Genomic DNA, 22,549 nt, shown 5'->3' with positions numbered 1-22,549 from the left:
CGTCCCCGGCCCGCACACCGTCACACCGCAAAGGCACTCGCATGATCTCACCGGCTGGACGGCCGGTACGGCGCATCGCCGCACGCCTGGCCGGAGCCGTGGTCCTGGCACTGACCACCACCGGGTGCGCCGGTGGGGCCGGCGCCGGCTCCGCCCCCGGCGAGGTCACCTCCATCACCGTGCTCGACTACTACACCCAGCGGTCCGAGCACGACCAGTGGAACGAGATGCTGACCGCGTGCGGCGAGACCGCCGGAGTCGAGGTCGAGCACACGAGCGTGCCACCGCCGTCCCTGATCCCCGGGGTCCTGCGGCAGGCATCGTCGCGGACCCTTCCCGACCTGCTGATGCTGGACAACGCCGATCTCCAGCAGATCGCACGGACCGGCGCGCTGACCCCGCTGGACCAGTACGGCATTGACACGGACGGCTTCGCCGAGGGCATCCTGTCGGCGGGCACGTACGAGGGGAAGGTGTACGGGCTCGCCCCCTACGTCAGCACGCTCGCCCTCTTCTACAACAAGGACATGCTCGCCGAGGCCGGTGTCGGCGTACCGAGGACGTGGGGCGAGCTGAAGGAGGCGGCGGCCCGGCTGACCCGCCCGGGGCGCTACGGCATGGCGGTCGACGCGAACGCCACGTTCGAGGGCAGCTGGCAGTTCCTGCCCTTCCTGTGGTCCAACGGCGGGCACGAGAAGCGGCTGGACAGCCCGCAGGCCGCGCAGGCGCTCCAGCTCTGGGTCGACCTGGTGAGGAAGGGGTCGATGTCGAAGTCGGTGCTGAACTGGACACAGGCCGACGTCCACGATCAGTTCGCCGCGGGCCGGACGGCGATGATGATCAACGGGCCCTGGCGGATCGCCGCCCTGGACGAGGACAGGGACATGGACTGGGGAGTGGCACCCGTCCCCGTCCCCCGAGCGGGACAGACCCCGGTCACCCCCCTGGGCGGAGAGGTGTGGACGGTCCCGCGAAGCACCTCCGAGGACCGGCAGAAGAAGGCAGCCGAAGTCCTCGCCTGCCTGAACAGCGCCCCCCACACGCTCACCCTGGCGAAGCAGCACTTCACCGTGCCGTCCCGCACCGAGGTCGCCGCCCGGTACGCCGAACAGGACCCGAGGATGGCCGTCTTCGCCGAGAGCGTGAAGACGGCACGCGTCCGTACCGGCGAACTCGGTGTCAGGTGGCCCAAGGCGGCGACCGGCATCTACACCGCCATCCAGTCCGCCCTGACGGGGGAGCGGACACCGGAAGAAGCCCTCAGGCATGCGCAAGAGATCGCGACCGGTGACTGACCGGTCCCGGGAGGCCCGCTCGGGCACCGGCCGGGAGGGCGGCGCTGACGACGCGAGGCCGCGGAGGGCGCCCCTGGCACGCTTCGGGGACCGGTCGGCCCAGTGGCTGTTCGTCGTGCCCGCCGGGGCGTATCTGCTGCTGTTCTTCGGATACCCGCTCGTCCAGAACGTCGTGATGAGTTTCCAGCAGTACACGACCACCACGTTCTACACGGGCGACGCCCCGTTCGTGGGACTGCGGAACTACGCGGACGTCCTCTCGTCGCACCTGTTCTCCCGGACCCTGGTCACCACGCTCCTGTTCACGGCCGGATCGATCCTCGGGCAGTTCGTGTGCGGACTGGCCCTCGCGCTGTTCTTCCAGCGCCGATTCCCGCTCAGCCGCGTCCTGCGGTCGCTCCTGCTGCTGCCGTGGCTGCTGCCCCTGGTCGTCTCCGGAACGACGTGGCGGTGGATGCTCGACCCCGACACGGGCGTCGTCAACGCGGCGCTGCGCGGCCTCCACCTGTCGTCGTCGGGCGTCCCCTGGCTCACCGGCACCTCAGAGGCGCTGGTGTCGGTGATCCTCATCAACATCTGGGTCGGCATCCCCTTCAACACCGCGATCCTGTACGGCGGCCTCCAGGACATCCCCACGCACCTGTACGAGGCGGCGAAGCTGGACGGCGCCGGACCGGTGAAGTCGTTCCTGCACATCACGTGGCCGCTGCTGCGGCCCGTGGCGAGCGTCGTCCTGGTGTTGGGCGTCGTCTACACCGTCAAGGTGCTCGACATCATCCTCGTGGTGACGGGCGGGGGGCCCGCGGGCGCCACGGAGACCATCGCCACGCGGGCCTACGAGCTGTCCTTCCAGCAGTACGAGTTCGGGCGCGGTGCCGTGCTGAGCAACGTGCTCATCGTCTTCTCGCTCGTGTTCGCCCTCATCCACCTGCGCGCCCACCGGCGTGCGCTGACCCTCTGAGAGACGCTCCCGTGAAGTCCACACCGAGCCGTGGCCGGCGGGCCTCCACCGTCCTGGGGGTCGTCCTGCTCGCCCTGATGCTGTTCCCCGTCTACTGGATGGTGAACGCCTCCCTCCAGCCGGCGGGCAGCACACTCGGGGGAAGCCTGTTCCCCCTTCCACCGGACGTCAGCGGCTACGTGGTCGCGCTGCGCGAGCAGGGCCCCAACCTTCTCACCAGCCTCGTCATCGCCCTCGGCAGCGTGGCTCTCAGCCTCGGGCTGGCCGCGCCGGCGGCCCACGCGCTGGCCCAGTTCTCCCTCCGCGGAACCGGCCTCGTCCTCCTCGGCATCCTGATCACGCAGATGGTGCCGGGCATCGTCGTGGCCAACGCGCTCTACGGCGCCTACACCGACCTGGGGCTCCTGAACTCCCACCTCGGGCTGATCCTCGCCGACTCCACCGCGGGAACCCCCTTCGCGATCATCATCCTGCACTCGTTCATGAGGACCATCCCCCGGGAGGTCATCGAAGCCGCCCGCGTGGACGGGGCGGGCAGATTCCGTGTCTTCCGCTCGGTGGTGCTTCCGCTGAGCGGCAACGCGCTGATCACCGCCGCCGTCTTCACCTTCCTCTTCACCTGGAGCGACTTCCTCTTCGCCCTCACCCTGACCACCACGCCGACCGTTCAGCCGATCACCCTGGGCATCTACCAGTACCTCGGCGCCCATACGGAGCAGTGGAACGCCGTCATGGCCACCACGGTCCTGGCGTCCGTCCCCGCCGTCGTACTGCTCGTCGTCTCACAGCGCTACGTCACCGCCGGGGCCACCGGTGGAGCCGTCGGAGCGGGCTGAGGACCGTCACGCGTCCGCGCGCCGTTCGCAGGACAGGCCGTGGGTCTGCCAGTCGCGAGGCGCCACGCCGTAGGCGGCACGGAAGACACGGCTGAAATGGCTCGGGCTCACGAACCCCCAGCGCCGGGCGATGGTGGCCACCCCGAGTCCCCGGGCCGGCGACCGCAGGAGGTCCCGGCGGCACCGCTCAAGCCGCTCCGCCCGAATCCACTCGCCGACGGTGGTCCCCTCCAGTTGGAACAGCTTGTGCAGATAGCGCACCGAGATGAAGTGGGCGGCGGCGATCGTGGTGGGCGACAGGTCCGGGTCGGAGAGGTTCTGCACGATGTGGCTCTTCACGCGTGCCACCATGGCCGCGGCGGACTCGGGGGCCCGAGGACTGTAGCGGCCGCACTGCTCGTCGATGAAGAGCGCCAGCAGGTCGAGCCCGGTGGCGACGAACTGACGGCCGATGACATCGTCGAACCCCGCCCCTTCGCGCGCCATCTGCGCGAAGTAGGTGGCCACGAGCGCGGCGCTCCCGTCATGGCCCGAGAACGCTCTCGCGGTCACCGCGCGCAGGTCCTCGTCCCGCACGCGGAGCTCCTTCCGGGGAAAATGGAAGGAGGTGAAGTGGAACGTGCCCTCGACCTTCTTCCTGAACGGCCGCGACGAATCAGAGACCGAGAAGCCTCCCGGCTCGATCAGGCACTCCCTGCCGTCCTGCTCCTTGACGGCGCTCCCGCGGCGCTGAAGCGTGAGGATCAGGTACTCCTTGCCGTCCCTCGCTATCAGGCGCTTGCTGCGCGACACCTCCTGGGACCCGGCCTCGACGTCCGATATCCGGGTGACGCCCACGCGGTGGGTGACGATTCTCCCCGGTGACGGGTCCTCCTCCAGGATCTTGACATCGAGCGGTATGAAGGTCTGCGACACCGCTTCGCGCCAGCGCTCACTGCGGTCGGTCGCGGACAGCTCCGCGGTGGAAAGGACGACGGACATCTGGCCCCTTGGAAACGTTGTCTACGGGCGGTGCGGATTCGGTCACCGGACCGCCGGACCACCGGAGAACCGGCGCCCCTCCCGCACACCGTGCCAGCCGGCCCCGAGCCGGCACATCGCGTGAATCCGCTAGATCGGTGACGACGGCGGCCCTCCGGGCGGGCTGCGCGGTCCCACCGCGGCGGCCTCCCGCTTGACCTGCCGCGTCATGCCCGCCCGTGCCCGCGCGCATGCCGGTCCGGGCCCGCGGCACAGCCCGGAGGGGGTGGGTGGCTGCCCGCCCCGTAGGTACGACAGCATCCCCGTATCCGCCATGCAGCCGCCTTTCAGCAGCGATACTGGATGCATGGACCCGACGACCACCGCCCCCCGCGCCGAGGTGCTGCGGAACCGCTACCGCTCCCGACTGCCCGAGCGCTTGCAGGAGCTGGCCGGCCCCATCGAGGGCAACGTGGATCTGCCGCTCCACATCGTCTGGTCCGGGCGGACGAGCTACAGCCTGGACCGTCCGAAGTCCCGCATGACGCTCTACCGGACCGTCCTCACCGAAGGACAGAGCGAGGACCTGGTGACCCTCCTGCACCACCGGCTGCTCGCCGAGCAGTGGCCCGTGCTGCGGCGCTTGATCAGTCCCTACATCCGCGAGGTCTGGGAGGACGCCTTCCCCGAGCTGCTCCGCACCGCTGCGGCCGACACGACCGCCGCGTGAAGCTCACTCCGCTCCACGAGCGTCTCCTCGCCGACATCCTCGACCTCGGCTCCCCCTACCCTCTGGTCCTCACCGGCGGATACGCCGTGCAGGCTCACGGCCTGGTCGAACGCTTCAGCCGTGACCTGGACGTCGCCACCGAGAACCCCGCTCCGATGCAGGAGATCGTCGCCTCACTCACAGCAGGGCTCGGCGCGCGCGGATGGCGGACCACGCACGTCCAGACCGACCCGCTCAGCGGCCGGTTCCTCGTCACCGATCCGGGCACCGGCGAGGAGTGCGAGGTCGACGTCCTCAAGGAGGCGTTCTGGGCTCCGCCCGCCCAGACCCCCTACGGCCCCGTTCTCTCCCTCGACGACGTGATCGGCACCAAGGTCCGTGCCCTCGCCGACCGCGGCACCGCCCGCGACCTCATCGACGTCCAGGCCGCCTCCCGCCACCGCTCCACCGCCGACCTCGAATCCCTGGGCCGCCGCCGGATCTGGGTGCGCGGATCCTCGACGAGAACGCCCGAGCCGGCCGTTTGGACAGGAAGTCGTCTCGCCTGACCGGAGCGATGTTCCTCACGAACATCGAACGGGGCTGTCGGTGTAAGGTCGGGGCCGCCCTTGACCTGCAGACAGCAGGCAGGGAGCCGTCATACGGGAGTCCAAAGTGCTGCGTACTCTGTTCAAGTCCAAGATCCACCGCGCCACCGTCACCCAGGCCGACCTGCACTACGTGGGATCGGTGACCATCGACGCGGATCTTCTCGACGCCGCCGATCTGCTGCCCGGTGAGCTGGTGCATATCGTCGACGTCACCAATGGCGCGCGCCTGGAGACCTACACCATCGAGGGCGAGCGCGGCAGCGGTGTCATCGGGATCAACGGTGCCGCCGCGCACCTCGTGCACCCCGGTGACCGGGTCATCATCATCAGCTACGCCCAGGTCGAGGACGCCGAGGCGCGGGCGTTCGTGCCGCGGGTCGTGCACGTCGACGAGGCCAACCGCGTGGTGGCCCTCGGCGACGACCCCGCCGAGCCCGTGCCCGGTGACGAAGGCATGGCGCGGAGTCCGCTGAGCGTCTGAGGCGAGGCGGCGCCACGGGGGGCCGGCCTCCCGGCTCAGCCGGGGAGACGGCGCGCTTCCGTGGCGCACTCGGCCCATACCGTCTTGCCGCTGGGCGGGTACGGCTCCGTGCCCCAGCGGTCCGCGAGGGCGTTGACGAGGATGAGGCCGCGCCCCGACTCGCTGTCCGGCGGCGTCCCGAAGTCCACCGACAGGGCGGGCGACCGCTCACCACGGGCGTCGGTGACCGCGACACGGAGGGTGCCGGCCACTGGGTCGAGCACGAGCCCGAGCCGGAAGTCGCGGCCCTGAAGGCTGCCGTGGAGCGCCGCGTTGGCGGCCAGCTCGGCCACGATCTGCTCGGCCCGGTCGGCCACGCCGGGCGGTACCGGCCAGGTACGGAACTGCTCGGCGGCGAGGAGCCGGGCGAGGCGGGCCCCGCGCCGGGTCGAGGAGAACCGCTGCGTGAAGGTGTGCGACGCGGCGGCGGTGAGTCGGGGGGTGGTTGCGCTCATGGGGCCACTGTCGGGGGCGCGCGGGGGCGTGTTCCAGGGGCGAGGCCCGTACGCTGCGTCAGCGTACGGGCACCCTGTGTGGACGGTACGCGGCGGTCTCCGTCACTCTGGGTGCGCCGATCGACCGCGGCCATGCCGCAGCGCACGTACGCATCTGGAGGTGGCCGCGTATGCCGGACAGCAGTGACGTGACGGCTTGCGACTGGGAGCGCGAGCCGGACCCGTCCGACAGTCTGCGGACCTTCGGGGCGGTCGTCCAGGCCCTGCGCGAGCACGCGGGCCTCAGCCGGGCGGACTTCGGGGCGCGGGTGCGGTTCTCCAAGCACACCGTGGAGTCGGTGGAGCTGGGGCGGCGGATGCCGGACGAGTCGTTCGTGGAGCGGGCGGAGGAGGCGCTCGGCGACACGGGCGCGCTGCGGAAGGCCGCCAGGCATCTCTCGCGGGGCGAGGCGGGGTTGGCCGCCTGGTTCCGTCGGTGGGCCAGGTTGGAGAAGGTGGCGGTAAGTCTGTGTACCTATGAGTGCCGACTGGTGCCGGGGCTGTTGCAGTCGGAGAGCTATGTACGGGCGCTGTGCGAGAACGACATTCCGCCTCTGGCGGACGGCGCTCTGGAGGACACTGTGCGTGCCCGGATGGAACGACAGCAGCTGCTCGTCGAGAGGCCCAACACCACCTTCGACTTCGTCATCGAGGAAGCTGTGCTGATGCGCCGCCTGGGGGGAGACCAGGTCACTCGCGAACTGCTCGACCACATCCTTGAACTCAGCGCTCCGCGGAACGTCACATTGCAGATCATGCCTGCCGTCTGCGAGCAACACGCCTGCCTGGCAGGGCCTGTCCGGCTGCTGGAAACCTCGGACGGGCACTGGCGTGCGTACGCCGAAGGGCAGGAGAGCGGACGTCTGATCGCTGACCGGAAGGAAGTGAGCCGCATCTGCATGCGCTATGCGAGACTGCGTTCGCAGGCACTGTCCCCGAAGGATTCAACGGGCCTGCTGGTGCGGATGCGAGGAGCGCTTTGAGTATGTCCGAACCCAACTGGTACAAGTCCAGCTACAGCAGCGCACAGGGAGATGACTGCGTGGAGGTCGCCTGCATCGAACAGGACGTCTGCGTACGTGACTCCAAGGACGCCACGCGACCGCACCTCGCGGTCGGCCGCGAGGAATGGTCGAGGTTCGTGGCGTTCGCCGCGAGGTCCTGAGGAGCCCGTGGCCGCGCCGGAGGCGTAGTCGGAGAAGCGGGGCGCGGTGAACGGTGCGAGGCTTGGGGGCGAAGGCGTCGGGTACGCGGGGGAGGAGCCGACGAACCACTGGCTGGAGGATCGCAATGACGCAACCGTTCCCGGAGCCCGCACCGCCCACCCCCGGGCCGCCCAAGCCGCTGCCCGAGCCCGAGCGCCCCTTCCCGGACCCCGTGCCGACGCCGGAGCCCCGGCCCGCCCCCGGGCCCTCACCCTCCCCGGTGCCCGAGCCGCCGAGCCCGGAGCCCCAGCCGCAGCCGGGGCCGCTCTCCTGACGGCCGGAGGGGCGGGGCCGCGGCCCCGCCCCCTCACCCCGGTCGAAACGCCCTCGTCAAGCGCGGGCGAACCGCATAGCGTGACCCTCCGAGACCCGTCGTATTCCGTGTACGGAGGAGGAGCCGCCCGTGCCCCATTTCGATCTGCCCCTCGATGAGCTGCGCAGCCACCGGTCCCGTTCGGTCGAGCCCGACGACTTCGACGCGTTCTGGGAGAAGACGCTGCACGAAGCGCGGCAGCACGAGCTGGACGCGCGGTTCGACGCGGTGCCGCTGCCGCTGACCGGTGTGCGCGTCTTCGACGTCACGTACGCGGGCTTCGGCGGGCACCCCGTCAAGGGGTGGCTGATCGTCCCCGCGGACGCCGAGCGGGGTGCGCCGCTGCCGGCCGTCGTCGAGTACATCGGCTACGGCGGCGGACGCGGGCTGCCGCACATGCATCTGCTCTGGGCCGCCGCGGGCTACGCGCACTTCGTGATGGACACCCGGGGGCAGGGCAGCGCAGGGTGGGCCCAGGGCGACACCCCGGACCCCGTGGGCAGCGCGCCCGCGCACCCCGGGTTCATGACGCGCGGCATCGAGGACCCGCACGAGTACTACTACCGGCGCCTGTACGTGGACGCCGTCCGCGCCGTCGAGGCCGTACGGTCCCATCCGCTCGTGGACGCGTCCCGCGTCGCCGCGCTCGGTGTCAGCCAGGGCGGCGGGCTCGCGCTCGCGGTCGGCGGGCTCGTGCCCGATCTGGCCGCCGTCGCGGCCGACGTGCCGTTCCTGTGCGACTTCCCGCGCGCCACCACGCTCACCGACCGGCTGCCCTACCACGAGATCGCGCTGTACCTGAAGGCGCGCAGGGGCGGGGAGGAGCGCGTCTTCCAGACGCTGTCCTACTTCGACTGCGTGCACTTCGCCGCCCGCGGCCGGGCGCCCGCCCTGTTCTCCGCCGCCCTGGAGGACCAGACGTGCCCGCCCTCGACGGTGTTCGCGGCGCACAACGTGTACGCCGGGAGCGAGCGTTCGATGGAGGTGTACTCCTTCAACGATCACGAGGGCGGCGGACCCTACCAGCAGGCCGTGCAACTGCGTTGGCTCCAGGGGTACTTGACGGGCTGAGCGGCCGACGCCTCAGGTGAGGCGGAGGCGTCCGGTGACGACGGCGCGGGCGACGTCGGGCAGGGCCCGGTCGTGGAGCCAGGCATGGGCGCGCAGGCGCAGCAGGGCATCGTCGATGCTGATGCCGAGTTGGACGGAGAGGACGCCGGCGGCCTGGTGGACCTCGGCGCGGTGCAGGTCGGGGCCGCCCGTTCCGGTGGCCAGGGCGTGGGGCGGGGTGTGCAGCAGCAGGTCCAGGGCGGTGCGGGCGAAGCGGGCGATGTCCTGGCGCTGGCGGGCGGGCAGGGGGCCGGGGGTGGTGCGGTAGCCGGTCAGGACGCCGGCGGTGACGACGCCCAGGAGCAGGGGGTGGGCGATGACGGCGCGGACCGGGGTGTCGCAGGCGGCGGGGGTGAACAGGGGCCAGCGGGCGGGGGGCGCGGTGGACAGGTCGTTCTCGGTGACGGTCTGGCCGGTGCGGGCGGCGTCCAGGGTGGGCCCCTCGCCGAGGGTGGTCTGCAGGTCCTCCAGGACGGCGCCGAGCGGGTTGGCGGGATCGGACCACAGCAGTTCGGGCTGCCCGCGGCTGGGCAGCAGGCTCAGTGTGACGGCGTCCAGGCGCAGCAGGAGGGCGGCTTCGGCGGCCTGGGCGGCGGACAGGTCGGCGCCGGTGCGGGCGGCCTGGCGCAGGCGCTCCAGAAGGCCGGGCAGATCATCGCGGGCCATCACTCATCTCCTCCCCCCGACCCGGGTGGGAGGCTGCTGCGGGTGCCCGGCGGTGACGGGCACCGGGTCACCGGATGGAGTCGAGTAGCTCGGTGGGTATGTCGCCCCGGGCGATCCGGGCCGAAAGCTCGGTGAGTTTCTGCTGCCGGGAGCGGGCGTGGGCGCGCAGCCGCTGGAATGCCTCGTCCATGCTCAGATGAAGACGGGCGGAGAGCACGCCTTTCGCCTGTTCGATGACCAGACGGCTGTCCAGCGCCCGCTGCAGCTGGTCGAGGATCGTGTCCTTGTCGGCCAGTTGCTGCTGGTGGGCCAGGGCCACGGCGGCGGCGTCGGCCAGTGTCCTGGCCAGTCGCAGGTCCTGGTCGCTGACGCCGACCGGGTGGCTCATCATCAGGTTCATGCCGCCCAGCGCCATCTGGGGCAGCCTAAGGCTCACCGCGGCCACGGCCGTGATCCCCGCCCGGCGGGCGTAGGGCGCGAAGCGCGGCCAGCGGAGACTGCCCGGCGGGCCGGTCAGCGAGGTCACCGGCAGCGGCCGCCGGGCGCGGGCGCTGTCGAGACAGGGGCCCTCGCCCAGAGCGGACTGCTCCTGTTCCAGGGCCAGGCACAGTTCGTCGGAAGCGGTGACGTGGACAGGCTCATGGGTGTCCCGGTCGAGAATGGTGACGCCGGCGCAGCGCACCGGGAGCAGTGCGGCCACCTGGCTGGTCAGGTCGTGCAGCAGTTCCAGCGGGTCGAAGTCCGCCTGGCGGTGAGCCAGGTCGAGGACGGCGTCGGCGATATGTGCTTCGCGGTCGGTGGTGGGCATACGGTGCCTGCCGGTCGGCTGGCTTCCGCCTGCCGGGCGCCGACAGGGTCCAGGCCTGCGTGACGGGGGCGAAAACAGGGGGAGTGGCCTCATCGGAAGGCCCCGGTGCGTCCGCCGGCAGGCAGAACTCCGACTCGCCTCGCTTCCTGGACGCGCCTGCCCAGGGCCGTCACATCGCCGGTTCCATCCGGCCTGCGGCGGCCTTACGGTACGGCCGTCAGTTTACCCGCGCGGCGCAGGGCGGAGCAGGGAAACAGCCCCGTATTTTCGGCCTTGCTCGGCCTTCCGCCCCCTCGTCCGGCCGTGCGGCACCGTCCGCCGACCGCGCGCGCCCCCCCCCGAGGCGTGACGGGCCGTCACAGAGGGTTCCCCGGGCTCTGCGGGGGACGGGCGAGGAGGGCGCGGGCGACGTCCACGACGGGCAGCCGCCGCGCCCGTGCCCTCGCGCGCAGCCACTGGAGGGCCTCACCCGTGCCGATGCCCCGGGCCGCGGCGACGACACCGATGGCGAGGTTGAGGTCGTCCTGGTCGGCGGTGGCCCTGACCTGTTCGATGATCTCGCTGTCCATGTCGGCCAGCAGCACCGACGTGGTGATCTCGGCGAACGTCTCCGCGTCGGCGGGCGGCCCGGTGCCGGCAGCGGCCCGGCGCCGGCGGTACAAGGTGAGGGTGCCGAGCGTGGTGGTGGCGGTGCGCAGGGGGTAGGCGAAGACGGCGCCGACGCCGAGGCCGAGTGCGGCCTCGGTGAACAGCGGCCAGGCGGTGTCCGACCGGTCGAGGTCGGGCTCCTCCACGCGCTGTCCGGTGTCGAACGCGGCCACCGACGGGCCCTCGCCGGTGATGTACTGCAGTTCCTCCGCACGCCGGGCCCAGGGGGCACTGCCCGCCAATTGCAGGGGCATCCGCCCGGCACCGCGCAGGGAGATCGCGGCGGCCCCGGTGCCGGGCAGGGCCTCCACCGCGGCGGCGCACACCGCGGCGGCACAGTCACCGGAGGGAGTCCGCCGGGCGGCGTGCACCAAGGCGTGCCACAACGCGTCGCGCCGGGCCAGGCCCGCCGGTCCGGCCCCGGCCGGTCCCGGGCCCCCCGGGGTCGCCTGCCCGGCGACCACCTTCCGGGCGGCACGCTCGTACCGGGTGACGGCCAGCATCGCGCGGCGCACCAGCCCGGGCGGCTGCCCCGCCCCGGCCACGCCGCCGCGGGCCTCGCGCAGCGCCTCGTGCACCGCTGTCACGTCCTCGACGTGGTGCAGGGCGCCCACCACGCGACCGTCGGCGTCGGCCAGGGGGGAGTTGACCGGGCTCCAGATCTTGCGGCGGAAGACGCCGAAGGTGCGCGGCAGGGGGATGTTGTAGGGCTGGATGCCCATGTCGTCACCGGCGCCCCGGCTCAGCACCCGATCCAGGGAAGCGGACAGATCGCGTACACCGGTGGCGGTCGCGTCTCCGGGATCGTCCGGGAACGCGTCGAACATGAACGCGCCCATCAGTTCGTCCCGCGACCGCTCGGTGGCGCGCAGATAGGCCGCGTTGACGCCCCGGATGCGCAACTCCCTGTCGAGCAACACATACGGAGCCGTGGTCACCGCGAACAACCGGCTCCCCGCCGTCGCCCTCAGCACCTCATGCACCGGCGCTCACCCCCAGCCGACCCGGGACTTCCACAGGCGCCTGCCCACAGGGTAACTCCCCTTCGGTGAAGGGCTGAAGCGGCAGTCCGGACGCCCCGTACCCGGCCGTACGCGCTGTTGTCTCCGTCCGCCCCACCCGCCGCCGGCCCAGCCGGCCATCACCCTTGTCACGGGTCCGCCCGACCGGCTAGCTTGCGGGCTTGTCGTGTGTCTGTCGTGCGCAATCCGTGATGACGTGTGTCTAGGGAGCCCCCCATGGCCGTACGAGGTCGGCACCGCAGGTACCAGCCCAACCGCATCAACCGTGCCTCGCTCACGGTCACCGCGGGCGGCGCCGGCATGGCGCTGCCCCTGACCGTCGCGGGCACCGGACACGCCGCCGACCTCGACACCTGGAACAAGGTGGCGGCCTGCGAGTCCACCAGCAACTGGAGCATCAACAGCGGCAACGGCTACTACGGCGGACTGCAGTTCAAGCAGTCCACCTGGGAGGCGTACGGCGGCACGGCCTACGCCCCGCGCGCCGACCGCGCCACCAAGGCGCAGCAGATCGCGGTGGCCGAGAAGGTCCTGGACGCGCAGGGCCCCGGCGCCTGGCCCGTGTGCTCCGCGAAGGCCGGTCTCACCAAGGGCGGCCCCTCGCCCGACGCCGATCCCGTCCGCGCCCCGGCCAAGCCCGCGGCGAAGTCCGCGCCGGCCAAGCGCGACGTCAAGGACGTCAAGCCGGAGGTGACCCCGCAGTCCGCCGCGGGCACCGCCGAGATGTACACCGTGGTGCGCGGCGACACCCTCTCCGGGATCGCCGACGAGCGCGCGGTGCGGGGCGGCTGGCGGCAGCTCTACGACACCAACCGGCGCGTCATCGGCGGTGACCCGGATCTGATCACCCCGGGGCAGCGGCTCTCCGTACGCGGTGACGGGACACGCGTCCCCCGGCAGTCCGACAAGGCGGGGCAGCGGGCCGGGGAGCGTGCGAAGGAGCGGGCAGGCGACCGGGACAAGGAGCGCGCCGAGGAGCGGGCCCGCCAGCGGGCCGCAGAGCGGAAGGCAGCGGAGAAGAAGGCAGCCGAGAAGAAGGCAGCCGAGCGGAAGGCGGCGGAGAAGGAAGCCGCCGAGAAGAAGCGTGAGCGGGCGCGGTCCGCCGGGTCCTCCGCCTCCCGTACCCAGCAGTCCGCCGCCTCCGCCCCCGTGGCGGCCTCGCCGAGCACGCCCTACCGCGCGGCGGGCGGCTCATGGTCGAAGGGCTACCACACCGGCGTGGACTTCGCCGTCCCCACCGGCACCTCCGTGAAGTCCGTCGCCGCGGGCACGGTGGTCTCCGCGGGCTGGGGCGGGAGCTACGGCTACCAGGTCGTCATACGGCACGCCGACGGCAAGTACAGCCAGTACGGACACCTCTCCGCGCTCTCCGTGAAGGCCGGGCAGAAGGTCGGCGCGGGACAGCGCATCGCCCGCTCCGGCTCCACCGGCAACAGCACGGGGCCGCACCTGCACTTCGAGATACGCACGGGGCCCGGCTTCGGCTCCGACATCGACCCGCTCGCCTATCTGCGGGCCCGCGGCGTCCGCGTCTGAGACACCGGTGCCCGCGCCCGCGGACCGGCCCCCGGCCCAGAGGAGCCCTCAGGAAACGATCGGCTCCCGCGGGCGCAGCGGGTACCGCTGCCGCGCCCCGCGGTGCGCCTGCGTGGCCACCGTGAGCTGGGCCGGCAGCGCGGGCAGGGGCGGCCCCGGCAGGGCCGCGTCCACCGGGGGCACGGGCTCCGGCGGACGCGGACGCCCGGCCGCCGTCTCCGCGACCGCCACGAGCCGCCCGGCCTCCGGCAGCTCCAGGGCGCCGGGCACCGTCAGGGCGCCGGGCGCCGTCGGCGTCTCGGGCGCCTCCGCCCCCTCCGTCCCCGCAGCCGACTCCCGCGCGATCCGCTCCGTCGTCAGGAGGATCAGCCCGCCGGCGGCCACGACAGCGCAGCCGAGGGCGAGAGCCGTGCCCATGGTGCCGTAGCGGAAGGTTTCTTCGAACAGGGTCAGGCCGACCGCCGCCGCGACCACCGGGTTCACGACCGTCACCGTCGACAGGGGCGCCGCGAGACCCGCGCCCCGGTAGGAGGCCTGCGAGATCAGCACTCCGGCCGCCGCGAGCACCGCGATGACGCCGAGGCTCGGGAGCTGCTGGAGGAGCGCCACGCCCCGGTCCATGTCCACCGCGACCGTCTTGGTGAACACCGAGGCGATGCCGAACGCCGCGCCCGCCGCGCAGGCGAGCAGCACGCTGCGCACCACGGGGTGCCGGTGGGCCGCGTGCGCGGCGACCATCAGGGCGAGGACGCCGCCGCCCGTCGCGAGGGCGAGCATCACGCGCTCGGCGCCGTCCAGGGACGTCGATCCCGAAGCGGAGGTGAGCGAGAGCAGCCCGGCGAGCCCCACCGTCGCCATGATCGCGCCGCGCCAGGCGGTGGCACCGGCCCGGCGGCGCACGAACACGGCCGCCATCGGCAGGGCGAACACGATGGTGAGGGCGCCGAGCGGCTGGACGAGGCTGAGCGGACCGTACGCGAGCGCGACGACGTGCAGGAGCGCGCCCAGGCCGTTCAGCGCGATCGCCGCCCACCAGGAGGCGCGGCGCAGCGGCGCGTACCGCCGGTCGGGCGTGGAGGCGGCCACCCGCTCCTGGAGGATCGCCCCGCCGGCGTAGGCCACGGCGGAGACGAGGGAGAGCACCACGGACAGTGCGAGGGCACTCATGAGGTGCTCCGGTGCATGCGGAGTGCCCGGTGGTCCCGGCGAGGCGAGCGGTCGGCTTCCATGGTGACCATGCTGCCGCTGAAATCGCTCCGCGTCGTCGTACCTGAGCAGGCAATCGGTCCTACTGCCGATGGAGTACTGCCCTGTCGATGTCCTCCCCCGGAGGGGCCCTTCCCCACGGACCGGGGTGGACCCCCCGGGCGCCCGGCCCACGCGGGCCTTGCTGTACTGCTGTCGTGACTCCCCTCATCGACCTGGCAGAACTCGGCTCCGTCGGCGGCTTCTTCGCGCTGCGCGCGGGCGCGGGTCCCGGCTCCGTACCGTTCGCGGACGTGTACGTCCCGCCCGCGCCGCCGTCCGCGCCACCCCCGGCGACCGCCGACCCGCTCGGTCTCCGCGTCGGCAAGGTGGAGCGCGGGATCGGCGCCCCCGAGGCGCGCGTGGCGGCGTCCGTGGCGCAGCTCGGGCTCGCCGCCCGGCTCTGGTCGGTGGCGCTCGGCTCGGCGGCGCTGTACGGCGCGGTGCCCGACCTCGGCCCCGCCCTGCTGCGCTGGAACCCCGACGGCACCTCGCCCGACGACCTGTGGCTGACCGACGTACGCCCGCTGCCCGGCGACGCGGAGACCGTGCGGCGCGTGGTGTGCGACGGGCACCTGGTGCCGCTGGCCGCCGCGCTGCGTGCCCGGCACCGGATCTCCGCGGGGCTGCTGTGGGGCAACGCGGGCTCGGCGCTCGCGGGCGCGGCGCGCGAGCTGCACGCCTGGTCGGTGCGGGCGGGGCGCGAGGACGTGGGGGAGCGGGGCCTCGCCCTGGCCGCCGCGCTCTTCGGCCACCCGGATCTGCGCGGCACCGGCGCCCTGGACGGCACCGCGTTCCGGCGGCGGAGCTGCTGTCTGTACTACCGGTGCCCGGGCGGCGGTGTCTGCGGTGACTGCTGCTTCGAACGCCCGCCGTCGCGGTCTTCCCACCGGGCGTCGTCTGGGTGACCATGAGGGGGCGCGCGGCCGGCCCAGGCGGACGACGGAGGGTTTCACGTGAAGGTGGGACTGCTCACCCGGGAGTACCCGCCCGATGTGTACGGCGGCGCGGGCGTCCATGTGGAGTTCCTGGCACGGGAGTTGTGTGCGCTCGTCGACCTGGACGTGCACAGCTGGGGCGAGGGCGGTGACGCCGGTCCGGTGCGCCACCGGCCCTGGCCCGCGCTCGACGGCGCCAACGACGCCCTGCGCACCCTCTCCGTCGACCTGTCGATGGCCGCCGCGCTCGCCGGACGCGACCTGATCCACTCCCACACCTGGTACGCCGCTCTCGCGGGCCACGTCGGCAAGCTCCTGCACGGCGTGCCGCACGTGATGACCTCGCACTCCCTGGAGCCCCTGCGCCCCTGGAAGGCCGAGCAACTCGGCGGCGGGTACGCGGTGTCGAGCTGGGCCGAACGCACCGCCGCCGAGGCGGCCGACGCGGTGATCGCGGTGTCGGGCGCCATGCGCGACGACATCCTGGCCTGCTATCCGGCCGTCGACCCGGCGAGGGTCCACGTCGTGCACAACGGCATCGACACCACGCTGTACCGCCCCGACCCCGGCACCGACGTCCTCCAGCGGCTCGGCGTCGACCCCGGCCGCCCCTACGCCCTCTTCGTCGGACGCATCACCCGGCAGAAGGGAGTGCCCCATCTGCTGCGCGCGGCACGGGAGTTGGACACCGACGTGCAGCTCGTGCTGTGCGCGGGCGCCCCCGACACCCCGGAGATCGACGCGGAGTTCCGGGTGCTCTTCGACGAGCTGAGCCGAGGCCGCGCGGGGGTGCGGTGGATTCCCGAGATGCTGCCGCGCCCGGACGTGGTGCAACTCCTCACGCACGCCGCGGTGTTCGTCTGCCCCTCGGTGTACGAACCCCTCGGCATCGTCAACCTGGAGGCGATGGCCTGCGGCACCGCCGTGGTGGCCTCGCGGGTCGGCGGCATCCCCGAGGTCGTCGCCGACGGCACGACGGGCCTGCTCGTGCCGTACGAGGAGAAGGACCCGCAGGGCTTCGAGCGCGGGCTCGGGCGGCTGGTGAACGCCCTCGCCACCGACCCGGGGCGGGCCCGCGCGATGGGCGAGGCCGGACGGGAGCGTGCCGTGCGGGAGTTCGGCTGGGACGCGGTCGCCCGGCGCACGGTCGAGGTGTACGAGGAGATCCTGCACGACGACAGATAGCCGAAAAGTAGGAGGCCGGGATGCGCGGTGGACCTTCGGTGCTCGGAATCGTGCTCGCCGGCGGCGAGGGCAAGCGGCTGATGCCGCTCACCGCCGACCGGGCCAAACCAGCGGTCGTGTTCGGCGGGACGTACCGCCTCGTGGACTTCGTGCTCTCCAACCTCGTCAACGGCGACATCCTGCGCGTCTGCGTCCTGACGCAGTACAAGTCGCACTCCCTCGACCGGCACGTGACGACGACCTGGCGCATGTCGAGCCTGCTCGGCAACTACGTCACCCCCGTGCCCGCGCAGCAGCGCCTCGGCCCGCGCTGGTACTCGGGGAGCGCCGACGCCATCCTGCAGTCGCTCAACCTCGTCCACGACGAACAGCCCGACTACATCGTGGTGTTCGGCGCCGACCACGTCTACCGCATGGACCCCCGGCAGATGCTCCAGCAGCACATCGACAACGGCGCCGCCGTGACCGTCGCCGGCATCAGGGTGCCGCGCGCGGAGGCGGCGTCGTTCGGCGTCATCACGCCCGCCCGCGACGGCACGCGCGTGGAGAGCTTCCTGGAGAAGCCCTCCGACCCGCCGGGACTGCCCGGCGCCCCGGACAAGGTGTTCGCGTCGATGGGCAACTACATCTTCACCACGAAGGTGCTGGTCGACACGCTCCAGCAGGACGCGGAGAACGAGGATTCGGCCCACGACATGGGCGGTTCCATCCTGCCGATGCTCACCGAGAGGGGCATGGCCCAGGTCTACGACTTCGACGACAACCACGTCCCCGGCGAGACCCCGCGCGACCACGGCTACTGGCGTGACGTCGGCACCCTGGACTCGTACTACGAGGCCCACATGGACCTGATCTCCGACCAGCCCGTCTTCAGCCTGGACAACCGGCGCTGGCCGATCTACACCCGCCCCGGCGGCCTGCCGCCCGCCAAGTTCTGCGCGGGCGGCATCGCGGGGGAGTCGATCGTCAGCCCCGGCTGTGTGATCCGGGGCCAGGTCACGCAGTCGGTGCTCTCGCCCGGCGTGACCGTCGAGGAGGGCGCCGTCGTGCAGAACTCCGTGCTGCACGACAACGTCCGGGTGGGCCGGGGCGCGGTGGTGCGCGGCGCCGTCCTGGACAAGAACGTCGACGTCCCGCCCGGGGCGACGATCGGCGTCAACCCCGAGCGGGACGAGGAGCTCTACACGGTCTCCCCGGGCGGAGTGATCGCCCTGGGGAAGGGGCAGACCGTGCCGATGTGAGGGGCCGCGGGCACCGCTCGGCCCACGGGCCCCGCACGCGCGGCCTCACAGCACCCTGCGCGGCCCCGCCACGTCTGCGCGATCACCACCACCGCCAGGAAGGCGCCGCTGACCACCTGCTGGTAGGCGGAGTCCAGCGAGCCGATCTGGTTGATGACGTTCTGGATGACCTTCAGGAGCAGCACACCCACCAGTGACCCGCTGCCGAAGCCGGAGCCGCCGGTCAGCAGGGTGCCGCCGATGACGAGGTGGCTGTGAACCCTCCCCGCACCCGGCGCTCCTCCCCGCCGGCCCGTCGCCGGCCGGCGCGGGCTCACCGCCTGCCCAGCGTGCTCTCCCGCTCCACCAGCCGGAACCGCGCGGTCTGCACCCGTCCGCCGGGCTCCGCGCCGCCCGCCAGGCTGCGCAGGAGTGATTCCACCGCGAGCCGCGCGATGGCCTGCTTGTCCGGCGAGACGGTGGTGAGGGTGACCGCCCCGAACTGCCCCTCGGCGATGTCGTCGAAACCGACCACCGCCACGTCCCACGGGACCCGCAGGCCGCGTTCGTGCAGGACCCGCATGGCGCCGATCGCCACCAGGTCGTTGTAGGCGAACACGGCGTCGGGCCGCACCCCGGCGTCCAGCATTCTGGCCATGGCCTTGGCGCCGTCCCAGCGGTCCCAGCCGCCGACCGCGCCCACCAGGGAGTCGGGGGCGGCCATCCCGGCCGCGGTCAGCTCCTCGCGCCAGCCCTTGAGGCGCAGGTGGGCGGGGCGGTTGGCGGAGTCGGTGCGGGCGCCGAGGTAGGCGATGCCGGTGCGGCCCCTGCTGATCAGATGCCGCACCGCCGTACGGGCCGCGGCGACGTTGTCGATCGCGATGTGGTCGTGCGGCAGGTCGTACTCGCGCTCGCCGAGCAGGACGAGCGGCACGTCGTCGTCGCGCCGGCGCAGGTCCTCCGCCTCCAGTTCGAGCGGGCTGAGGATCAGGCCGTCGATCACCCGCGCCCGGAAGCCCTGGCTGACCAGGATCTCCTGCTCACGTTCGCCGCGGGTGTGGTCCAGCAGCACGGTGATGTCGTGCTCGGCCGCTGCGTCGATGACGGCGCCCGCGAGTTCGGCGAAGTAGGGGTTGCCGAGTTCGGGCACGGCGAGGGCGATGATGCCCGTACGGCCCTTCCGCAGGTGACGGGCGGTCAGATTCGGCCGGTAGCCCAGCTCGTCGATGGAGCGCTGCACCCGTGCCCGCATCGCGGGGGTGACGTGCTGGTACTTGTTCACCACGTTCGAGACGGTCTTGATCGAGACGCCCGCGTGTTCCGCGACGTCCTTGAGGCTCACCCGCACCTGCATCTCCCCGCGTCCGTTCGCCCCCGCTCACCGGGGCGTTTGTCATGACCCTGGACAGCGTGCCCGAAGCCGTGCTGTCATGCCGACTGTCGTTGTTTCTAACGTTGTACAGATTCGTTGTACCGACTGCAGTGACGAGCCGCCACCCTTCCTCGACAAGGAGGATCAGTGCGCCCCCGACGCAACAGACATCGACTCTCACGACCCCCGCGCCCCAGAGGCGTCCGGCACCGTCTGGCCCTGCTGCTCACCGTCGCCCTCGCCTTCGCGGGGCTCAGCGCGGTGCCCGCGGCGAACGCGGCCGACGACCCCGGGGAAGTCCACGGTCTCAAGGGCGAGTACTACACCCAGTCCGCCCCCGGCGCCTTCGACTTCCACGAGCTCAAGGCCACCGGTTTCGACGCGAACATCGACTTCGACAACCTCGACCCGCGCCTCGCCTTCGCCACCGGCAGGGCGGACGACGCCACGGTGCGCTGGACCGGCAAGGTCGTCCCCGCCAAGAGCGGCGCCCACACGTTCTCGATCACCGGGGACAACGGCTTCCGGCTCTGGGTCGACGGCAAGCCGGTCATCGACCACTGGGTCGACGACTGGGACAAGGAGCAGACCGGCGCGCCGGTCGAACTGACCGCCGGCAAGGCGTACGACATCAAGGTGGAGTACTTCGAGCACTACGGAGGCTCCAATCTGCACCTGCGCTGGACCGAGCCGGGCGGCACCAAGAAGGCCGTCCCGCGCTCCGCGTTCCGCCTCCCCGACGGCTTCGACTACAACGGCGCCACCGACGCCACGGTCCTCGCCGACGGCCGCACCCTCAAGCTGGCCTTCGCCCAGCGCATCGCCGCCGTGCCGGCCGGCTTCGAGAAGCACGTCGAGGCGGTCATCGGCGGCGCCAAGTGGCCGCTGAGCGGCGCGAAGGCCGACCCGAAGGACCCCAGGGCCCTGCTGATCACCCTGAAGGAACCCGTCGTCGGCAACAAGGAAGGCAACGCCCGCGGCACCGCCGACCTGCGCTACGACGGCAAGGGCGGGCTCAAGGGCCGGGACGGCGAGGAGGTCGCCGCGTTCTGGAGCAGCGGCAAGAACCTCTCCACCCACGAGCTGCGCACCAAGTGGGCCGACGAGGTCACGCCGGGCAACGCCCACCGCGAGTACCCGCGCCCCCAGCTCAAGCGCGACGACTGGCGGAACCTGAACGGCGACTGGCAGTTCCAGTCGGCCGAGAAGGGCGAGCGGCCGCCGTTCGGCAAGCGCCTCAAGGAGAAGATCCTCGTCCCCTACCCGGTGGAGTCCCAGCTCTCCGGCCTCGAACGGCACGAGGACCGCATGTGGTATCGCCGCACCTTCACCGTCCCGAAGAACTGGCGGGCCGGCGAGGGCAAGCGGCTGAAGCTCAACTTCGGCGCCGTCGACTGGCAGTCCGAGGTGTACGTCAACGGCGAGAAGGTCACCGAACACCAGGGCGGCTACGACAAGTTCAGCGCCGACATCACCGACGCGCTCAAGCCCGGCCGCACCCAGGAGCTGATCGTCGGCGTCTACGACCCGACCGACGCCAAGGCCGGCGAGAACCCGCCGCTCGGCAAGCAGCGCCTCGACCCCAGCGGCATCTGGTACACCCCGTCCTCCGGCATCTGGCAGGCGGTGTGGATGGAGCCGGTCGCCGCCGACCACGCCGACTCCCTCAAGATCACGCCGGACGTCGAGGACCGGACCGTACGCGTGGAGGCCAAGGGCGTCCGCGACGGCGTGCCCGTCACGGCCACGGCGTACGAGGGCAGGCGCGAGGTCGCCGAGGTGCGCGGGCGCACCGGCGAACCGCTCACCCTGAGGATCGCGGAGCCGCGCCTGTGGTCGCCCGACGACCCCTTCCTTTACGACCTGGAGGTGAGGGTCGGCAAGGACCGGGTGAGCAGCTACTTCGGCATGCGCTCGATCTCCGTGGAGAAGGTGGACGGCACCCCGCGCACCATGCTCAACGGCAAGCCCGTCTTCCTGATGGCCACGCTCGACCAGGGCTTCTGGCCCGACGGACTGCACACCGCGCCGAGCGACGAGGCCCTCGCGTACGACCTGAGGATGCACAAGGAGATGGGCTTCAACTCCGTGCGCAAGCACATCAAGGTCGAGCCCGACCGCTGGTTCTACTGGGCCGACAAGCTGGGGCTGCTCGTCTGGCAGGACATGCCCTCCATGACGGCAGGCGTCACCCCGTCCGCCACCGCCCGCGCCACGTTCGAGCGCGAGATGAAGACGATGATCGACCAGCACTACAACCACCCGTCGGTCGTCATGTGGGTCACCCTCAACGAGGGCTGGGGCCAGTACGACGAGGGGCGGCTCGCCGAGCAGGCCAAGTCCTGGGACCCGACCCGGCTGGTCAACGGCCAGTCGGGCCTCAACCTCGGCCGGGACGGCGGCACCGGCGACATCATGGACGAGCACGGCTATCCGAGCCCCGCGCTGCCGCCGCACCCCGACGGCAGGCGCGCCCTGGTGGCGGGGGAGTACGGCGGTCTCGGGCTCGCGGTGCCGGGCCACGCGTGGTCGGTCCAGCAGTCCTACGTCGACGTGGACCCCGCGACGTACACGGACGACTACCTCAAGAAGCTGGGGGAGGTGCGCGCGCTCGCCTGCAAGGGCGGCAACGGCGCCGTCTACACCCAGATCTCCGACGTGGAGGGCGAGCTGAACGGCCTGCTCACCTACGACCGCGAGGTCGTCAAGCCCGACGTGCGGCGGGTGAAGGCGGCGCACGAAGCGCTGATCCGCGACGCGTCCGAGGAGAAGGTGCCGGGCTGCTCCGGCTCGTGAGCCACCGGCAGGACGGCCCTCCGGCCCACCCCTCCCCGGGCGGTCCGGAGGTGCCGCCCGCACGGATGTGACGCGTCAGACAGTTCACCCGTGCACCCC

21 protein-coding genes and 2 pseudogenes are annotated in these 22,549 nt (G+C 72.2%); 15 read left to right on the top strand and 8 right to left on the bottom strand.

The annotated features are described in order from the left end of the window. The first annotated feature begins 41 nt into the window (after window positions 1–41). From AB0I16_RS25805 to AB0I16_RS25795, 3 genes are all read left to right on the top strand, one after another. Window positions 42–1,295: an ABC transporter substrate-binding protein gene (locus AB0I16_RS25805; protein WP_363251931.1), complete on the top strand. Its 1,254-nt coding sequence runs from the start codon at window positions 42–44 to the stop codon at window positions 1,293–1,295. A 73-nt stretch (window positions 1,296–1,368) separates the two neighbouring features. Then, window positions 1,369–2,256, top strand: a complete 888-nt coding sequence (locus AB0I16_RS25800) for a sugar ABC transporter permease (RefSeq protein WP_363251943.1) — start codon at window positions 1,369–1,371, stop codon at window positions 2,254–2,256. A 77-nt stretch (window positions 2,257–2,333) separates the two neighbouring features. Continuing rightward, window positions 2,334–3,092 (top strand): carbohydrate ABC transporter permease, encoded by a 759-nt coding sequence (locus tag AB0I16_RS25795; protein ID WP_363251942.1) that lies wholly within the window; start codon window positions 2,334–2,336, stop codon window positions 3,090–3,092. A 6-nt stretch (window positions 3,093–3,098) separates the two neighbouring features. Here the strand turns inward: AB0I16_RS25795 and AB0I16_RS25790 are convergent, their stop codons facing one another. Continuing rightward, window positions 3,099–4,073, bottom strand: a complete 975-nt coding sequence (locus AB0I16_RS25790; RefSeq protein ID WP_363251930.1) for a helix-turn-helix domain-containing protein — start codon at window positions 4,071–4,073, stop codon at window positions 3,099–3,101. 346 nt (window positions 4,074–4,419) lie between these two features. Here AB0I16_RS25790 and AB0I16_RS25785 point away from each other — a divergent pair, with 346 nt between their 5' ends. The 3 genes and pseudogenes from AB0I16_RS25785 (at window position 4,420) to panD (ending at window position 5,853) form a co-directional block, all read left to right on the top strand. Next, window positions 4,420–4,782 carry a hypothetical protein gene (locus AB0I16_RS25785; RefSeq protein ID WP_363251929.1) on the top strand — a complete coding sequence of 121 codons (363 nt, stop codon included), beginning with the start codon at window positions 4,420–4,422 and terminating at the stop codon, window positions 4,780–4,782. Further along, window positions 4,779–5,258, top strand: a pseudogene (locus tag AB0I16_RS25780) (nucleotidyl transferase AbiEii/AbiGii toxin family protein); the annotation flags it as partial. The gene AB0I16_RS25785 and the pseudogene AB0I16_RS25780, both read left to right, overlap by 4 nt. A gap of 178 nt (window positions 5,259–5,436) precedes the next feature. Further along, window positions 5,437–5,853 carry an aspartate 1-decarboxylase gene (panD, locus tag AB0I16_RS25775; RefSeq protein ID WP_363251928.1) on the top strand — a complete coding sequence of 139 codons (417 nt, stop codon included), beginning with the start codon at window positions 5,437–5,439 and terminating at the stop codon, window positions 5,851–5,853. Window positions 5,854–5,888: 35 nt separating this feature from the next. Here the strand turns inward: panD and AB0I16_RS25770 are convergent, their stop codons facing one another. Then, complete coding sequence (locus AB0I16_RS25770; protein ID WP_363251926.1) at window positions 5,889–6,347, bottom strand: ATP-binding protein; 459 nt, start codon at window positions 6,345–6,347, stop codon at window positions 5,889–5,891. 170 nt (window positions 6,348–6,517) lie between these two features. Here AB0I16_RS25770 and AB0I16_RS25765 point away from each other — a divergent pair, with 170 nt between their 5' ends. The 4 genes from AB0I16_RS25765 to AB0I16_RS25750 all read left to right on the top strand — a co-directional run bounded on the left by AB0I16_RS25765 (window position 6,518) and on the right by AB0I16_RS25750 (window position 8,975). Further along, window positions 6,518–7,369, top strand: a complete 852-nt coding sequence (locus AB0I16_RS25765) for a helix-turn-helix transcriptional regulator (protein WP_363251924.1) — start codon at window positions 6,518–6,520, stop codon at window positions 7,367–7,369. Continuing rightward, window positions 7,366–7,551, top strand: a complete 186-nt coding sequence (locus AB0I16_RS25760) for a DUF397 domain-containing protein (protein ID WP_363251923.1) — start codon at window positions 7,366–7,368, stop codon at window positions 7,549–7,551. The genes AB0I16_RS25765 and AB0I16_RS25760 overlap by 4 nt, the downstream gene beginning before the upstream one ends. A gap of 125 nt (window positions 7,552–7,676) precedes the next feature. Further along, entirely contained in the window at window positions 7,677–7,865 is a 189-nt protein-coding gene (locus tag AB0I16_RS25755; RefSeq protein WP_363251922.1) for a hypothetical protein, read from the top strand. A gap of 129 nt (window positions 7,866–7,994) precedes the next feature. Beyond that, complete coding sequence (locus AB0I16_RS25750; protein ID WP_363251921.1) at window positions 7,995–8,975, top strand: acetylxylan esterase; 981 nt, start codon at window positions 7,995–7,997, stop codon at window positions 8,973–8,975. 12 nt (window positions 8,976–8,987) lie between these two features. Here AB0I16_RS25750 and AB0I16_RS25745 read toward each other — a convergent pair whose 3' ends face one another. The 3 genes from AB0I16_RS25745 to AB0I16_RS25735 form a co-directional block, all read right to left on the bottom strand. Next, on the bottom strand, window positions 8,988–9,680 hold the full coding sequence (locus AB0I16_RS25745; RefSeq protein WP_363251920.1) for a GAF and ANTAR domain-containing protein: 693 nt from the start codon (window positions 9,678–9,680) through the stop codon (window positions 8,988–8,990). 67 nt (window positions 9,681–9,747) lie between these two features. Next, window positions 9,748–10,488, bottom strand: a complete 741-nt coding sequence (locus AB0I16_RS25740) for a GAF and ANTAR domain-containing protein (protein WP_363251919.1) — start codon at window positions 10,486–10,488, stop codon at window positions 9,748–9,750. Between the two features lie 356 nt (window positions 10,489–10,844). Beyond that, the gene (locus AB0I16_RS25735; protein WP_363251918.1) at window positions 10,845–12,074 is read right to left on the bottom strand and encodes a PAS domain-containing protein; all 1,230 of its coding nucleotides are present in this window, start codon (window positions 12,072–12,074) and stop codon (window positions 10,845–10,847) included. Between the two features lie 300 nt (window positions 12,075–12,374). Between AB0I16_RS25735 and AB0I16_RS25730 the strand changes: the two genes are divergently transcribed. Then, on the top strand, window positions 12,375–13,694 hold the full coding sequence (locus tag AB0I16_RS25730; protein ID WP_363251917.1) for a transglycosylase family protein: 1,320 nt from the start codon (window positions 12,375–12,377) through the stop codon (window positions 13,692–13,694). 48 nt (window positions 13,695–13,742) lie between these two features. Here the strand turns inward: AB0I16_RS25730 and AB0I16_RS25725 are convergent, their stop codons facing one another. Further along, window positions 13,743–14,861 (bottom strand): DMT family transporter, encoded by a 1,119-nt coding sequence (locus tag AB0I16_RS25725; protein WP_363251916.1) that lies wholly within the window; start codon window positions 14,859–14,861, stop codon window positions 13,743–13,745. Between the two features lie 236 nt (window positions 14,862–15,097). Between AB0I16_RS25725 and AB0I16_RS25720 the strand changes: the two genes are divergently transcribed. Genes AB0I16_RS25720 through glgC form a run of 3 tightly spaced genes read left to right on the top strand, consistent with a single transcriptional unit; the run spans window position 15,098 to window position 18,303 of the window. After that, window positions 15,098–15,847 carry a (2Fe-2S)-binding protein gene (locus AB0I16_RS25720; protein WP_363251915.1) on the top strand — a complete coding sequence of 250 codons (750 nt, stop codon included), beginning with the start codon at window positions 15,098–15,100 and terminating at the stop codon, window positions 15,845–15,847. Window positions 15,848–15,895: 48 nt separating this feature from the next. After that, the gene (gene glgA / locus AB0I16_RS25715) at window positions 15,896–17,062 is read left to right on the top strand and encodes a glycogen synthase (RefSeq protein ID WP_363251914.1); all 1,167 of its coding nucleotides are present in this window, start codon (window positions 15,896–15,898) and stop codon (window positions 17,060–17,062) included. Window positions 17,063–17,082: 20 nt separating this feature from the next. Then, the gene (gene glgC / locus AB0I16_RS25710) at window positions 17,083–18,303 is read left to right on the top strand and encodes a glucose-1-phosphate adenylyltransferase (RefSeq protein ID WP_363251913.1); all 1,221 of its coding nucleotides are present in this window, start codon (window positions 17,083–17,085) and stop codon (window positions 18,301–18,303) included. A 68-nt stretch (window positions 18,304–18,371) separates the two neighbouring features. On the opposite strand, the pseudogene AB0I16_RS25705 reads toward glgC, so the two are convergent. Together AB0I16_RS25705 and AB0I16_RS25700 are read right to left on the bottom strand one after the other, a co-directional pair. Further along, window positions 18,372–18,551, bottom strand: a pseudogene (locus AB0I16_RS25705) (ABC transporter permease); the annotation flags it as partial. A 65-nt stretch (window positions 18,552–18,616) separates the two neighbouring features. Continuing rightward, window positions 18,617–19,630 (bottom strand): LacI family DNA-binding transcriptional regulator, encoded by a 1,014-nt coding sequence (locus tag AB0I16_RS25700; RefSeq protein ID WP_363251941.1) that lies wholly within the window; start codon window positions 19,628–19,630, stop codon window positions 18,617–18,619. Window positions 19,631–19,801: 171 nt separating this feature from the next. Here AB0I16_RS25700 and AB0I16_RS25695 point away from each other — a divergent pair, with 171 nt between their 5' ends. Next, a complete protein-coding gene (locus tag AB0I16_RS25695; RefSeq protein WP_363251912.1) occupies window positions 19,802–22,450 on the top strand; it encodes a PA14 domain-containing protein in 2,649 nt (882 codons plus the stop codon). The last annotated feature ends 99 nt before the right edge of the window (window positions 22,451–22,549 follow it).

The organism is Streptomyces sp. NPDC050703 (assembly GCF_040654435.1).
GTDB lineage: Bacteria > Actinomycetota > Actinomycetes > Streptomycetales > Streptomycetaceae > Streptomyces.
This window is presented reverse-complemented; position numbering and strand designations above follow the sequence as displayed.

Coding starts and splice junctions, on each gene's coding strand:
- AB0I16_RS25785 (WP_363251929.1), top strand. CDS start 4,420: ATGGACCCGACGACCACCGCCCCCCGCGCCGAGGTGCTGCGGAACCGC.
- AB0I16_RS25730 (WP_363251917.1), top strand. CDS start 12,375: ATGGCCGTACGAGGTCGGCACCGCAGGTACCAGCCCAACCGCATCAAC.
- AB0I16_RS25745 (WP_363251920.1), bottom strand. CDS start 9,680: ATGGCCCGCGATGATCTGCCCGGCCTTCTGGAGCGCCTGCGCCAGGCC.
- AB0I16_RS25740 (WP_363251919.1), bottom strand. CDS start 10,488: ATGCCCACCACCGACCGCGAAGCACATATCGCCGACGCCGTCCTCGAC.
- AB0I16_RS25765 (WP_363251924.1), top strand. CDS start 6,518: ATGCCGGACAGCAGTGACGTGACGGCTTGCGACTGGGAGCGCGAGCCG.
- AB0I16_RS25790 (WP_363251930.1), bottom strand. CDS start 4,073: ATGTCCGTCGTCCTTTCCACCGCGGAGCTGTCCGCGACCGACCGCAGT.
- glgC (WP_363251913.1), top strand. CDS start 17,083: ATGCGCGGTGGACCTTCGGTGCTCGGAATCGTGCTCGCCGGCGGCGAG.
- AB0I16_RS25755 (WP_363251922.1), top strand. CDS start 7,677: ATGACGCAACCGTTCCCGGAGCCCGCACCGCCCACCCCCGGGCCGCCC.
- AB0I16_RS25770 (WP_363251926.1), bottom strand. CDS start 6,347: ATGAGCGCAACCACCCCCCGACTCACCGCCGCCGCGTCGCACACCTTC.
- AB0I16_RS25805 (WP_363251931.1), top strand. CDS start 42: ATGATCTCACCGGCTGGACGGCCGGTACGGCGCATCGCCGCACGCCTG.
- AB0I16_RS25795 (WP_363251942.1), top strand. CDS start 2,334: ATGCTGTTCCCCGTCTACTGGATGGTGAACGCCTCCCTCCAGCCGGCG.
- AB0I16_RS25725 (WP_363251916.1), bottom strand. CDS start 14,861: ATGAGTGCCCTCGCACTGTCCGTGGTGCTCTCCCTCGTCTCCGCCGTG.